Below are 14,491 nucleotides of genomic sequence, written 5' to 3'. Positions count from 1 at the left end.
TTACTGAGGAGAAGATTAACCCTAACTTAACGAGGCATGAAAATGGGCTGAATGTATTCTTAAGAAATTCTTTAAGACTTATTACCACTTTATTAATGTTTGTATTTGTATAATCGAACTAGAACGGAGGGATAACCCCATGATTCAATTAAACCGAGTCAATCATCAATTCGCCATAGGCAAGAAGGGCAAGGAACGTATCGTTCCCGTCCTGCATGATATCGACCTTCACGTTAAACAAGGCGAGATCGTCGCGATTGTCGGAAGGAGCGGTTCCGGCAAATCCACCTTGCTTAACCTCATGTCCGGTTATATTAGGCCGACATCGGGCGAAATACTCGTGAACGGACAGAACGTAACTAAGTTAAGCGAAGGGGATTGGGCGAATTTCCGCCTGTCCCATCTCGGCTTCATGTTCCAGAGCTTCCAACTCATCCCGAGCATGACCGCCTTCGAGAACGCTGAGCTTCCGCTCGTGCTGCAAGGCGTGGGCATTTCCAAGCGCAAACAACGCGTCATGGAGCTCCTCGAGCAAGTCGGAATCGCGGAATACGCGGGACACTATCCCGGAGAACTGTCCGGCGGCCAGCAACAGCGCGTTTCCGTGGCGAGGTCGCTTATGCTGGATCCTCCCATCGTACTCGCGGACGAGCCTACCGGCAGCTTGGACAGCGATAACGAGCGGCAGCTTCTTGCGCTCATCCGAACGCTGAACGAGGAACGCGGGACGACGTTCGTGCTGATCACTCACGACGATCAAGTCGCTTCCACCGCGCATCGGATCCTGAAGCTGAAGGACGGCCATCTCTTGCACGCATACGCCAAAGGAGGATCGCTAGCCCATGAAATTCAATGACCAGTTCCGGTTCGTCCGGCAAAATATGAAGAAAAACAAAACCAGACTGTTCATGACCGTGCTGGCGACGGCAATGGGATGCTCTTTCCTCATCGTACTCGCTTCCGTGGGCTTCGGTCTGCAGAAGAGCATCGTAGACAAAGCCGTCGGCGATCGGATGGTCACGTCCATCGAAATCTACGGCATCCAATCCGACAACGATGAAGGCAGGCAGATCGGAACATCCAACTTGGACTATTTACGTACCGTCGATCATGTTAAGGCCGTCACCTATCGCAATTACATTCAACAATCGATAATGATTACCTTGGACGGAACCGACGTGAACAGCAGTTCGACGATCAACGTCGACTTCGACGCCGAAAACAAAGCCGGTTTCAAGCTTAGCTCGGGCAGACTCCCGGCCGGCGAGAACGAAGTGGTCGTCGGATACAACGTTCGGCAATTGCCGAATAGCCAACCCGGTGACGAAGTCCCGCCTGCCAAGGATTGGATTGGCAAGTCCCTCGAGATGAAAGTGTCCCAATTCGCCGAGGACGGCACCGAACAAAGCAAGACGTTGTCCGTAAAGATCGTCGGCGTAACCGAGAAACCTACCCGCGAGTGGAAAACGGATACGGCGGTATACATCGGCAACGGAACTTTGAAGCAAATCGAGAGCTTCACGCAGACCCAATGGGGCGCGCAACGCGTTCCAGGGGTCAAAGACAGCGAATCCGGCATCGATAAAATAGGGCTGGACGATCCGCGTCATTACAGCGGGGTTCAAGTTATCGCCGACAAAGCCAATCACGTTAAGGCAATCGCGGAAGAAATTCGCCTGAAGGGCTATATCAGCCATTCGATCGCCGACGAGCTGAAGCAAATCAACCTCGTTTTCCTGATTATGAAGATCGGGCTCGGTTTCATCGGAACGATCGCCGTATTGATCGCCTCTATCGGGATCTTTAACACGATGACTATGGCGGTTACCGAGCGCGCTCAGGACATCGGCATCATGAAAGCGATAGGCGCCCATCCGAATTCGATCCGCCGTATCTTCTTGCTGGAGAGCAGCATGATCGGACTGCTTGGCGCCGCGATCGGCACGATCGTTGCTTATATCATCTCCGTAGCGGTCAACATCGGACTGCCGATCATCATCCGCGGCTTCATGGACGAAAAAGTGCCGGACGATTTCCGTTTCTCCTTAATCCCGCCCTACTTGGCGATCATCGCATGCTTGATCTCTCTCGGCGTCGCCTTGCTATCCGGATACCGTCCGGCCAAGCGCGCAACGCGAATAGACGTTCTTCGGGCGCTTCGCAGGGATATGTAACGCGTACGATTGTTCTCGGTCATTCTCAAGGTACGCATTTATTTAAGTAACATTTCTTTCACTAAGTGATTGCTTCACTCTGTCACGCGTTTAGTTTGCTTTAGTCAAACTAAACGCGTACGGCAGCAGGTTGGCGAGACTGTAGTTAGCTCTATTCAAACTAAATGCGTGCGGTGGCAGGGGTGGCGAGACTGTAGTTAGCTTTAGTCAAACTAAATGCGTTCGGTAGCAGGTTGGCGAGACTGTAGTTAGCTTTAGTCAAACTAAATGCGTGCGGAATTGGAGTCTATCGCCAAAAAATTAACAAACGCCCTATATGGAGGCCGCATCGGCTCCCACTAGGGCGTTGTTTTATTGTTTTTTCGGCCGATCGGTTGGCAAGAAGAAAGCGAACAGCCCGACTAGCGGCAAGAAGCTGCACGCGAACATGACCGAGTGCAAGCCGTAAGCGTCCGCCGCGTTCCCGAGGGCGACGCCTCCGATCGCTCCCATGCCGAAGGCCAGACCGGTCGTCATTCCCGAAGCCATCCCGACGTTGGCGGGCATGAGGAACTGAGCGTATACCACGGCGACGGAAAATCCGGACAGGATGACGAATCCGAGCACCGCGATCAACGGATATACCCACGCCAGCGGAAGATGCGGCAATAAGAGCGCGAGCGGCGACGCTCCGGCGATCGAAAACACGATCATGTTTTTCAAGCCGAACCGGTCCGCCAAGACGCCTCCGAAGTAGGTTCCTAACACCCCCGCGGCTAGGAACAAGAATACGGGAATTTGCGCTTGTTGCTTCGTTAGCCCGTAATCGCTAATCAAGTAAAACTGGTAGAAGCTGCTTATGCCGGCATGATACCACGAACGGGCGAAGACGAGAAATACGAGCATGCCCATCGCGAATTTCACCCGGGGGTGACTCGCTCTTTGGACAAGCGTCGCCCCCCCATTACCCGCAGCACTAGATGCGGCGGCTTGAGCCCGCGCCGTCTCCCACTCCTTCAGCTTCCTCCTATACCAAGGCAGCAGCCCCAACAGAACCGCGATCGCAAGCGCCGCGAACAGCGTGCCCCAGACCGCGCCGATCTGACCAAGCGGAGCGAAGATGAAAATCGTCATGAGCGGCGCTAGCGAGCTACCGGCATTCCCGCCTACCTGATATACCGACTGGGCGAATCCCCGTCTGCCTCCCGCCGCGAAATAAACAACGCGCGAGCCCTCAGGGTGGAAAATCGCCGAACCGAGCCCGACGAATACGACCGCGAACAGCAAGTACCAGAATTGCGGGGCGAATGCGATCCCCAGCATTCCAATAAGGCTAAGTCCCATACCGATTGGAAGCATGATCGGAAGCGAGCGTTTGTCCGAGAACGCTCCGACTACAGGTTGCATCACGGACGAGGTCATATTGAGCATGAATCCGATCCAACCGACCTGCGCCAAAGACAAATTCAATGAATCCTCAAGAATCGTATACAAAGCCGGAACGACGGCTTGCATGGAATCGTTGAGCATGTGTACCAAGCTGATGGCGAGCAAAATCGGCACGGCTGCCTTGGCAGCCGGGTCCGAGGCTACCCGGTTCGATCCGGCGAACGAAGCCACGTATGTTTCCCTCCGATGCTTAACGCTTAAGTGTAACCAGTGTAGAATTGCGTTTTCCTATAGTCAAGTATCGCGCCGCTTCGGAAAGGGGTTACATGAGAAAATCTTAATGCGGTTACCCACCTCCTTCATGTACGATGTAAAAAAAGGACGAATTTGGAAGAGGTACGTCGATTGAAGCCCCTACTCGGAGGAGTCATTCGAGAATCGTTACGCGGAGGCCGTAGACGCGAAGAGATTGGAGCTTCGGTCTAAGTTTCGTTAAAATCGACCTAAATGAAAAAGCCGAACCGAAGTCTGAGAAGACTCCGATCCGGCTTACTATGCTTACTCTTTATCGAACTTGAAATTCCTTGCGATATAAATGACGGGCGTCGATGCGACCGAGATGACGAACTTCAGAACATAGGTCGTAATCGCGATTTCCCACCAGATGTCCCACGTATATTCCCCGGCGAACGCGATCGAACAGAAGACAAGCGTGTCCACCAATTGGCTGACTCCCGTGCTTCCGTTGTTGCGAATCCAGAGCTGGCTTCTCGTCGGATACATGACCTTCAGCTTGCTGAATATCCGCACGTCGAGAAATTGGCTGACCATATAGGCGGTAAGGCTTCCTAAAGCGATGCGCGGCGCCAATCCGAAAATCGTCTGCAACGCCTCTTGTCCGAAATCCGATTCCTGCCGATGGAACACGAGCACCATTTGCATGATCGCCGTCGACATGAGCAAGAAGAAAAACCCGAACCATACCGCTTTCTTAGCTTCCTTCTCCCCGTACTTCTCGTTCAGCAAATCCGTAGTGAGATAGATCGTCGCGTACATCGTGTTTCCTAGCGTCATGACGAAGCCGAACATGCCGATCGTCTTGACGACTTGGATGTTGGCGAGCACGACCGCGGCGGCGATCCAAGCGTACAGCCCCATCTTTCCGAACAACCGATAACAGATCAAGAACAGCGCAAAGTTGACCAGGACGAACAATACGCCCCAACCGAAATTAAACATCATCTTTCCTCCTAGTTTTGTTGACGCGGGAGTTTGCGAACCGCGGCTCCGCTTTGCGGAGCAAACGATTCATTATAGCACACAACAAGAGCCGCAGACGCTGGGAATTATCCCCAACGTCTACGGCTCTGAAAACTTGCGTATTCGGTGATTATGCGGAGACCTTCTCCGATTTCGTTAACGGAACCGTCGGCTCGTGCTTGACCTTACGGACGAACAAAGCTAACGGCAATGCCGCAATTGCGATAAACGTCGCGATCAAGTATACGTCGTTGACGCTCATCGTGAACGACATCATCGAGATATGGACTTGATCCGTATCTCCGCCCGTCGCGAGGGCCGTGCCGTGATGAACGGAACGCGTCGCGAGCAGCGTCGTGAAGATCGCGATCGCGAACGAACCGAAGACGTTGCGCGTCCAGTTCATGATCGACGAAGCGTGTCCGGACAGCTCGCGAGGCACGGTTTCCATGCCCGCATTGCTCGAAGGCATCATAACGAGCGCGATACCCAAGTTACGAACGACCATCCAGAGCAAAATATAGGTATGGGATACGTCAATGCTAAGCCAACTCAACGTTAACGTTCCTACGGTCAGCAATACGATACCTACCGCCATCAACAAGCGAGGTCCGACAACGCTGTAGAGCTTGCCCACGATCGGCATGACCAGCGCCATGGCGAGCGAAGCAGGCAATAGGATGAGACCCGTATCCATGGCGGATACTTTCTGGATCCGTTGCAGGAATACCGGCGTCAAGAAAGTACCCGAGTACAGGCTGATCGTCAAGATGTTCGCGATCAGGAGATTTAACGTGTACCTGCCGTTGCGGAATACCCGCAGGTTCAACAACGGCGTCTGCGCCGTAAGCTCTCTCCAGATAAACAGGACGAGCATGATCGCTCCGCCTACGAGCAGGGTTAATGTTTTCGCGGAGTCCCAGCCCCATTTGTGCCCCTGGCCCAGCGCGAGCAATAACGAGGAGCTGCTAAGAATGACGGTCAGAAACCCGAGCAAGTCAAAGCTTTTCGGAACATTGAGTCGATAATACGGAATATACTTGGCCACGCACCAGATTCCGATGATGCCGACCGGCACGTTCATCAGGAACAACCATTGCCAATCGTAGTTTTGCAGCAACCAGCCGCTTAAGGTCGGCCCGAATGCCGGCGCCATCATCGACGCGAGGCCCCATAACGCGATCGCCATCGCTTGCTTCTCGCGAGGGATGATTTGATAAATGATGGACATCGTCGCCGGTATGATCAATCCGCTGAATGCGCCTTGAAGCACACGGAAAGCGATCAGGGAGTATTCGTCCCAAGCCGCCGCGCATAATACCGAACTTAAGGTAAATCCGATCAACGAATACAAATAAAGTCGTTTGTAGCTGATTTTCTCTCCGAGATAACCTACGATCGGAGCCGTTGTGCCCATCGCGAGCATGAAGCCCGTAAGCGTCCACGTGACCGTATCCAAAGTCGTTTCGAAATGGTTCTTCAGAATTTCAAGCGCGATATTAATCGTACTTGAAGCAAGGATACATAAAAATGATCCGATAAAAATTGCAACCATGATCGGCAAAAAACGTACTTGTTGATTACTGGACTCCTGCATGCTGTTCCCCCATGTCCTTCATTGATCTTATGTCTCATTTTACATATAATAGAGACCAAAGAAATAATAATACTACCGAATTGCTACTATGTCAAAGTTTACCTATGGTATGGAGGACTGGAAATGAATACCTTGTCTTACGGCTTGTTGAGCTTGCTCTCCCATTCTCCCTTATCCGGGTACGATCTTACGCTAAGAATCCAGCCGTTCTGGCCGGCCAAGCATAGCCAAATCTACCCCCTTCTCTCCCAGATGGAGAAAGACGAGCAGGTCACCTTCGAGACGGTCGCGCAGAGCGACAAACCCGATAAGAAAGTGTATTCCATAACGGACAAAGGCATCGATTCCCTTCGGGAGTGGTTATCCGAGCCTGCTTCCGCACCGGTACTTCGCGACGAGCTGATGCTCAAAGCCTACTGCGTCCCATTGGTAGACCCCTCGATTACACGCGACTTATTCCAGTCCCGGCTGGAGTATTACAGGAATAATCTTCAAAGGTACGAGGAAAAAATACGCAAAATCAAGGAAACCAGCGACTTAGACGAAGGCGAGGTTCCTGCGTATCGCGATCCTTTGTTCGGTGCGTATATTTTACTGAACAAAGCGCTTATGAGCTGCCGAACAAACATCGAGTGGTGCGAGTGGGTGCTGTCCGCTATTCCCCAGGATCATACTTAGGAGTATACGAAATGAACGATATCACGAACGAAATCATGGAACAGGCGATCATAATCGGAGCTGGCCCGTGCGGATTGTCGGCGGCGTTAGAGTTGCAAGCCGTCGGAATCGAGCCGTTATTGATCGAGAAACACGCGGTCGTCCACTCCATCTTCCAATACCCGACCTATATGCAATTTTTCAGCACCGCGGAATTTCTGGAAATCGGAGGAATTCCGTTCACCTGCCCGAACGAAAAGCCTTACCGTCTGGAAGCCTTGCACTATTACCGGGACGTCGCCCTTCGCCGAAAGCTTCGGATAAAAGCTTACGAGGAAGCTTCCTCCATCGAGAAGCTTCAAGACGGATCGTTTCGCGTGCGGACGGTCGATCGATTCGGAGGAATAACGGAATACGGGGCGCGGAACGTCATCGTCGCGACCGGTTATTTCGACCATCCGAACCTTCTCGGCATTCCCGGGGAGGAGTTGTCCAAGGTCACCCACTTTTTCCGCGAGGCCCATCCGTATACCGGCATGAAAGTGACGATCATCGGCGGCAACAATTCCGCGGTCGATGCGGCCATGGAGCTGTTGCGCGTAGGCGCCGAAGTGACGATCGTCTATCGCGGCGACGACTATTCGCCGAGCATTAAACCTTGGGTAAGGCCGATGTTCGAAGGGAATGTCGCCAAAGGCAAAATTCGGATGCTTTTCTCATCGCGCGTCGTCCGTATCGACGAACGGAGCGTAACCGTTCAGCCTAACCAAGAAGGCAGTGCTGAGCATACGATCGAGAACGATTTCGTCCTCGCGATGACGGGGTTCCGCCCGGAGCGTACGCTGCTCACGGATGCGGGTGCCGAAGTGAACGCCGATACGACGGTACCCGCTTTCGATCCTGAGACGATGGAGACGAACGTCCCGGGACTGTTCATTGCCGGCGTCATCGCCGCGGGACGGGAAGCGAACGAAATATTCATCGAGAGCGGCCGTTTTCACGGAAAGCTGATCGCAGAGAAAATTAAGGCGCAAGTTTAACGCATCGCGGATTATACGACACGATTAAGAACAAGCCATGATAACCGTTCGCACGGTAATCATGGCTTGTTTATTTTATTATTATGAATGGAGCGAACTGGGTAAAATGGTTAAACGATGGCGATAACGGGCAGGAATGAACTTCCTAAGGTCCGTATCGTCTAACTCAGCAAGAAAGGAAGTGGAGTATCATGGCAACCAAGAGCACATTCAAACTCTTTCTCGTCTCCTCCCTGGTCGCATTAACGTTGATCGGGTGTTCGAAAGGAAGCAGCCTCGCAACGAACGGCACGTCCGACCCGAGCGAAACCGCGACCGCTTCCCCTTCGTCCGGAGCGACTTCAAGCCCCGACAGTTCGCCCGTATCGTCCGAGAGCGCTTCGCCCGAGTCGCCGAAGCCTCCATCCCCGACGAAAGAGCTTGGAACGGTGACCGCTCTGCGGTTAGCCGACTTCAAGACCGGCTGGGCCGGCGGAGAAGGCTGGATCGCGAGAACCGACGACGGAGGGGCGACTTGGCAACCGCAAACGTATCCGGCATCTACGGTTAAGCAGTTATTCGCGTTGAACAACCGGGAAGTATGGGCGACTGTCGGAGCAGGCTCGCCAGGCTTGGAGCTTCTCCATTCGAAGGATGGCGGGAACAATTGGAACAACGCAGGCACGGTGCCTAACGACGGATTCCTGCACTTCGCGTCCTCGAACGAAGCTTTCAGCGGCAATGCCCGTTCGACGGACGGCGGCAAAACTTGGACCGAGTACAAATTACCGGACAATACCGTCAATAACGCCTATTTCCATGATCGCGACAACGGCTGGGCCGTTACTTACGACAAGGACAAAATCCATTTCATGAGAACCGTCGATGGGGCAAAAAGCTGGAAATCCGTACATGAAATGCCGACCGTATCACCCGTGACGGAAGCGATTATCCGTTCCGCCGGCAAGAATGATGCCTGGATCGAGCTTGTCGGGGATTCCGGAATGAGCCAGACTTCTTACTCTCTGTTCCATACGACCGACGGAGGCGGAAAATGGCAACCCGTAATCGCCAATAATCAAGCCGGATCGGGTCCCGCGCCTGGTTACAAGAACGACGCCGAAACGAAGGTTCCTCGCAATAACGGAGCTGCGCCCGGACCTCTGTACGTCGTGGATACGAAGACAGCGTTCATGGGAGGCTTTTGCGGCCCTTGCGACCTCCCGAACACGATGGGCAAAACGACAGACGGCGGGAAAACATGGACGAATCTCAAGTCGAGCTTCTCCGGCTACGGTCCGCAATTTATCGCCGCGGAGAACGCGCAACATGTCTGGTGGGTAACCACGGATAGCGTAGAGCCTTCCGTCATGTATACTTCCGCCGACGGCGGGAAAACGTGGAAAAAGGCCCATACGTTCGCGAAGCCGAGCCCAAGCTGATTCCAATCGATTGTTCCTCCCCCGACTTATTCAAAGTCGGGGGTTTTGCTACGTTCTCCGCCTTCTTCCCCCCACCCGTGACTCCCGTCACCATTTTTGTCATTTTGGTCATGAGATGGGGAACTTCCCGCATTTTCGCGCGCGTCTGTGTTAATCTGGAAGCATCTTAACGGAGAGATGATGCCCATGATACGCGTAATGATTGTCGACGATCAAACCTTGCTCCGCGAGGGACTGCAGACGATCGTGAACTTGGAAGAGGATATGCAGACGGCAGGAATGGCGTCAAACGGGCTGGAAGCGATCGAACTGACCGCTAGCCTAAAGCCGGATGTTATTCTCATGGATATTAAAATGCCTCTCTTAAACGGTATCGAGAGCATGAAAGCGATCAAGAAGCAGCATCCCGAAGTGATCGTGCTCATGCTGACGACGTTCATGGAGGATAACTGGATCATCGAAGCGATGGCGGTCGGAGCCGACGGCTTTTTAATGAAGGACATCGCGGCAGAGCAGCTCGTGCAGACGATCCGGGAAGCCGTTGGCGGGCACCTTATTCTTCCTTCGCCGATTTCCGCCAAGCTGACACAACGTTTAACGGAGCAACTCTCCCAATATCCCCCCGAGCCGAGCCTATTCCGCGAACAGTCGTTAAAGCTGCAGGGCTTATACTTCAACGACAAGGAACGGGAGATCATCCAGCTCATGGTGCAAGACAAACCGAACAAGCAGATCGCCTCCGCGCTCTATATGAGCGAGGGCACGATCCGCAATTATATCAGCATGATCTACGGCAAGATCGGCACGAACGACCGCAGCGCGGCGATCATCCGTCTAAAGGAGATCTTAAATCCATGAAACGCGGCACGGCTTCCCTCCTGCTATGGCTTGTTATTTGCGCGACTACGGTTCTCCTCTTCATCCCTTCGTATTTTTTCAGAGGCCATTCCGTTTACGAGAGAGATTCTGCGCCGACCGTGTCGTTATCGAAAAATTGGGAAGTCCAATACGGTCACGATTCTCCGACGGCAGACGGCTGGCAACCGTTCGGCCTTTCGGAATGGAGAAATATGGAGAACTACGAAGGCGTCTTATGGGTCAGGCGAACGCTTCCCCCAATTCCTTGGAGAGATCCTTATTTGTACATTAGCTCGATGAACCGTTACCAAGTATTCTTAGACGGACGCCAGGTCATTAGCTTCCATATGGACGATCGTCCGGTGTACAACCACTATTATATGACCCGTTACCCGCTGCGCATCAGCCCCGACGACGCAGGGAAAACACTGTCGATGAAAATCTCTTGGGATCGGATGAAATTCTTCGGCAACTCTTGGGTACTCGCGGGCAATCCCCATCAAATCCTAAGTCAACTGCTCCGACTGGATTCGGCTCGATACTTATACTCGGTCATCTATCTGATCGCATTCGCCGTCGGTCTTATTCTCTTCGTTAGACGAAAAGAGCGCCTCTATCTGTGGTTCGCCTCGCTTGCGTTATGCGCCGGACTCGGCTTGTTGCTATTATGTTTATCCCTGCAATGGTTCTTAAACGTCCGGTCGCTGTACTATTGGAAGGACATGTTGCTGACGATCGGCGTATATTCGTTTACCGGTCTATTGAGCGAGGCGCTTGGCGCTTCCCGTAGATTTCCCGTGCGAATCGTCAAGAACATGTTGCTGATCTATTCGTTTGCCTGCTTGATCGCCGGATTTCAAAGCCCGGCCCTCTATTGGAACATGCTTACGCTCGGCTTTCCTTGGCTTGCCGTCTCCGCGATCGGCGTCGTTACGTACGCGATTATTCGCTATCCTAGCTCGCAACCGCAGAATGAGCGCAAATGGCTGCTTCGCGGCTATAATATTCTCGTCGTTTGCGGTCTGGGACATATTCTATCCAATTTCGATTCTGCGTCAGATCGTTTATTTTCTTCCCTACCCTATTTGAACAACGTCATTAACAATTTCCTTGCCAACGGCTTGTTTCTTTTCATGCTTTGCATGGCCATGATTCTCTTTCACCGAATCGGACGAGTCTATCAAGAATCCGAACGCAATGCCAAAGAATTGCAGGCGAAGAACAACGAGCTGGAGCAATTCCATCGCAATCTCGAGCTTCTCGTCGTTACCCGCACGGAAGAGCTCGAAGAAGCTAACCGCTCGCTGTCCATAACGATGAGAGAAAAAGCGGAAACATTGGCGGAAGTGTCCGTACTTGAAGAACGCAATCGGATTGCCCATGAGATGCATGATGTCGTCGGACATACGCTTACCGCCGCGATCGTCCAATTGGAAGCGGGGAAAAAGCTCGCCGCCAAAGAAAAAAGCTTACCGATCGATAAGCTCGATACGGTAAGCGGGCTGGTAAGAAAGGGCTTGGACGATATTCGAAAAACCGTGCGCCTGCTCAAGACCGATTCGCCTAAGCTTATAATGGAAGCCGCGCTCAGGGAGCTGATCCGCGATACGATCGAGACGATGGAAGTCGCGATCGAGGCGGATATCGTCATCCCCGAGGATCTGGAGCTGGATAGACTCACGGAGCAGGTTATCTACCGCGCGCTCCAGGAAGGATTGACGAACGGCATTCGTCATGCCGGCTGCAGTTGGTTCCGTTATACGCTTCGCCCGGTCGGAGAACGGCTGGAAATTACGCTCTGGAACGACGGCATGCCGTTCGGCAACGCCAAACCCGGCTTCGGCCTGACGACGATGATGGAACGCATTCACTTGCTTGGGGGAGAGATAACCATCGGATCCGCCCAGGGTGAAGACGACCAACCGATCGGATGCGAGTTGGTCATCGCGTTGCCGCTCCGCTAGTCCCTTTCGTTCCAGCCGTCTTCCAGGTTAGCGATTGTCGACTTTTTCGGGATATAGATCATGGTTCAGCAGACGGTGTTCCGCCATCGTCTCGTACTTCGTACCGGGTTTGCCCCAGTTGCAATAAGGATCGATGGAGATGCCGCCACGAGGAGTAAACTTACCCCACACCTCGATATAACGAGGCTCCATTAATTGAATTAAATCGTTCATGATGATGTTCATGCAGTCCTCATGGAAGTCCCCATGGTTGCGGAAGCTGAACAAGTACAGCTTAAGCGCTTTGCTCTCGACCATTTTGACGTCCGGAATGTAAGAGATGTAAATCGTGGCGAAGTCGGGCTGTCCGGTCATCGGACACAGGCTCGTGAATTCGGGACAATTGAACTTCACGAAGTAGTCGCGGCCCGGATGTTTGTTATCGAACGCCTCCAGTACCCCCGGATCGTACTCGAACACATATTTCGTTCCCTGATTACCAAGCAACGTAATGTCTTTCATTTCGTCTTGCGTGCGCATAAAAAAACTCTCCCTTCCGAATGTAGAAGAAAGAGATTCCCATGAACGCCCCGTGTCTGCTAAAGAACATGAAAAAAACGGCACCCGCTTATTAGCCTTGGCCGCAGCGTGAACGCGCTGCAGCCAGGCGGTAAGGGACGTGTGCGTTTTTCTTAGTTTTTTATAGAGGGAGTTCGCGAACCTCTCCCGTCGCTCGGACCGATCTTCGGCCCTGCGTTCGGATTTTCTTCTTAAGTTGATGCCTTCGTACTATACCACAGAGAACTTAGGCAGCCAATCCCCATGTGCTTCGATCAGGTCGTCGCACATCGCAATAATATCGTCCATCGACAGCTCGGCCGCCGTATGCGGATCGAGCATCGCCGCATGGTAGATGTGTTCTCTTTTGCCCGTAATCGCTGCTTCGATCGTCAGCAACTGCGTGTTAATGTTCGTGCGGTTAAGCGCGGCCAACTGAGGCGGAAGATTGCCTACGTAGGTCGGAGTTACGCCGGAGCGATCCACGAGGCACGGAACTTCGACGCAGGCTTCGCGCGGCAGGTTGGCGATAAGTCCGCCCGTGTTCATGACGTTGCCTCCGATCTTGAACGGCACGTCCGTCTCGATTGCTTCGAAAATATACGATGCGTACTCGTGCGAGCGATGGTGTTCCAGGTTCGCGTCGTTGACGAGCTCTTCGCGCATTTTTTTCCAATTGGAGATTTGTTCGATACACCTGCGCGGATATTCGTCCAACGGGATATTGAACCGCTCGATGAGCTCCGGATAATTGCGCTTGATAAAATACGGATGATATTCGGCGTTATGCTCGGAAGACTCCGTAATGTAATGGCCGAATTTCAGCATCATTTCGTACCGGACCATATCGCCGTGCTTTTCCTTCTGCTTCTCCGCCGCGCGCCGCTTGATCTCCGGATACAAGTCTTCCCCGTCTTTCGTCACTTCCAGCAGCCACGCCATATGATTGATGCCGGCGATCTTGGCTTTAACGCCTTCCGTGCTTATGCCCAGATGCTTGAACATCTCGGGAACGCAAGCTTGAACGCTATGGCACAAACCTACCGTATTTACGCCTCCGTAAGTATTCATAACGTTGGTCAGGACGGCCATCGGGTTCGTGTAGTTCAAGAACAAAGCGTCCGGGCATACCTCGCGAATGTCCGCGGCGAAGTCGAGCATGACCGGAATCGTGCGCAAGTTGCGGAAAATGCCGCCGATGCCGACCGTGTCGGCGATCGTTTGTCTGAGATTGTATTTCTTAGGAATTTCGAAGTCGGTAATCGTACAAGGATCGTAACCGCCGACTTGAATGGCGTTGACGACGTATTTGGCTCCGCGAAGCGCTTCCTTGCGATCGGAAAAGGACTTTACGACGCAGGTGCTTCCGGATGTCTTTTTGATGTTATTGAGCATATTCTCGGAATCTTTCAGACGAACCGGATCGATGTCGAAGAGAGCGATTTCGAAGCCTTGCAACGCGGGCGTCATCATGACGTCTCCGAGGACGTTTTTGGCGAATACCGTACTTCCGGCGCCTAGAAAAGTAATTTTGGGCAAGTTCATGACCTCCGATGAATGTGGGTGTACCGCTACCCTTAATTTAATGCAAGCGGATTCGGATGCCTATGGAAAG

At 52.8% G+C, this 14,491-nt stretch carries 12 protein-coding genes and 1 riboswitch; of the genes, 7 read left to right on the top strand and 5 right to left on the bottom strand.

Features of this window, described 5'->3' with window-relative positions; all coding sequences use genetic code 11:
* Nucleotides 1–139 precede the first annotated feature (139 nt).
* Nucleotides 140–856, top strand: coding sequence for an ABC transporter ATP-binding protein (locus D7Z26_RS15020; protein WP_120977789.1), 717 nt, complete (start codon nt 140–142; stop codon nt 854–856).
* Nucleotides 843–2,174, top strand: a complete 1,332-nt coding sequence (locus D7Z26_RS15015; protein WP_120977788.1) for an ABC transporter permease — start codon at nt 843–845, stop codon at nt 2,172–2,174. Before D7Z26_RS15020 ends, D7Z26_RS15015 begins: the two co-directional genes overlap by 14 nt.
* Before the next feature lie 351 nt (nt 2,175–2,525).
* On the opposite strand, the gene D7Z26_RS15010 is transcribed toward D7Z26_RS15015, so the two are convergent.
* The 3 genes from D7Z26_RS15010 to D7Z26_RS15000 form a co-directional block, all read right to left on the bottom strand.
* Nucleotides 2,526–3,773, bottom strand: coding sequence for an MFS transporter (locus tag D7Z26_RS15010; RefSeq protein WP_407643523.1), 1,248 nt, complete (start codon nt 3,771–3,773; stop codon nt 2,526–2,528).
* Between the two features lie 327 nt (nt 3,774–4,100).
* Nucleotides 4,101–4,781, bottom strand: coding sequence for a queuosine precursor transporter (locus tag D7Z26_RS15005; protein WP_120977787.1), 681 nt, complete (start codon nt 4,779–4,781; stop codon nt 4,101–4,103).
* Between the two features lie 151 nt (nt 4,782–4,932).
* Complete coding sequence (locus D7Z26_RS15000) at nt 4,933–6,399, bottom strand: DHA2 family efflux MFS transporter permease subunit (protein WP_120977786.1); 1,467 nt, start codon at nt 6,397–6,399, stop codon at nt 4,933–4,935.
* Nucleotides 6,400–6,522: 123 nt separating this feature from the next.
* Here D7Z26_RS15000 and D7Z26_RS14995 point away from each other — a divergent pair, with 123 nt between their 5' ends.
* The 5 genes from D7Z26_RS14995 to D7Z26_RS14975 all read left to right on the top strand — a co-directional run bounded on the left by D7Z26_RS14995 (nt 6,523) and on the right by D7Z26_RS14975 (nt 12,339).
* Entirely contained in the window at nt 6,523–7,077 is a 555-nt protein-coding gene (locus D7Z26_RS14995; protein ID WP_120977785.1) for a PadR family transcriptional regulator, read from the top strand.
* 35 nt (nt 7,078–7,112) lie between these two features.
* The gene (locus D7Z26_RS14990) at nt 7,113–8,096 is read left to right on the top strand and encodes a YpdA family putative bacillithiol disulfide reductase (protein ID WP_120977982.1); all 984 of its coding nucleotides are present in this window, start codon (nt 7,113–7,115) and stop codon (nt 8,094–8,096) included.
* 191 nt (nt 8,097–8,287) lie between these two features.
* Nucleotides 8,288–9,517, top strand: coding sequence for a VPS10 domain-containing protein (locus D7Z26_RS14985; RefSeq protein ID WP_120977981.1), 1,230 nt, complete (start codon nt 8,288–8,290; stop codon nt 9,515–9,517).
* 186 nt (nt 9,518–9,703) lie between these two features.
* Entirely contained in the window at nt 9,704–10,375 is a 672-nt protein-coding gene (locus tag D7Z26_RS14980; RefSeq protein ID WP_120977784.1) for a response regulator transcription factor, read from the top strand.
* Nucleotides 10,372–12,339, top strand: coding sequence for a sensor histidine kinase (locus D7Z26_RS14975; RefSeq protein WP_120977783.1), 1,968 nt, complete (start codon nt 10,372–10,374; stop codon nt 12,337–12,339). The genes D7Z26_RS14980 and D7Z26_RS14975 overlap by 4 nt, the downstream gene beginning before the upstream one ends.
* A 27-nt stretch (nt 12,340–12,366) precedes the next feature.
* Here D7Z26_RS14975 and queF read toward each other — a convergent pair whose 3' ends face one another.
* Both queF and melA read right to left on the bottom strand, forming a co-directional pair.
* Nucleotides 12,367–12,858, bottom strand: a complete 492-nt coding sequence (gene queF / locus D7Z26_RS14970) for a preQ(1) synthase (protein WP_120977782.1) — start codon at nt 12,856–12,858, stop codon at nt 12,367–12,369.
* Nucleotides 12,859–13,004: 146 nt separating this feature from the next.
* Nucleotides 13,005–13,048, bottom strand: a riboswitch (PreQ1 riboswitch).
* A 59-nt stretch (nt 13,049–13,107) separates the two neighbouring features.
* On the bottom strand, nt 13,108–14,415 hold the full coding sequence (gene melA, locus D7Z26_RS14965; RefSeq protein WP_120977781.1) for an alpha-glucosidase/alpha-galactosidase: 1,308 nt from the start codon (nt 14,413–14,415) through the stop codon (nt 13,108–13,110).
* Nucleotides 14,416–14,491 lie beyond the last annotated feature (76 nt).

This window comes from Cohnella endophytica (assembly GCF_003628305.1).
Lineage (GTDB): Bacteria > Bacillota > Bacilli > Paenibacillales > Paenibacillaceae > Cohnella > Cohnella endophytica.
Note: the sequence above shows the minus strand (reverse complement) of the source record. Positions and strands in the feature narration are given on the sequence as shown.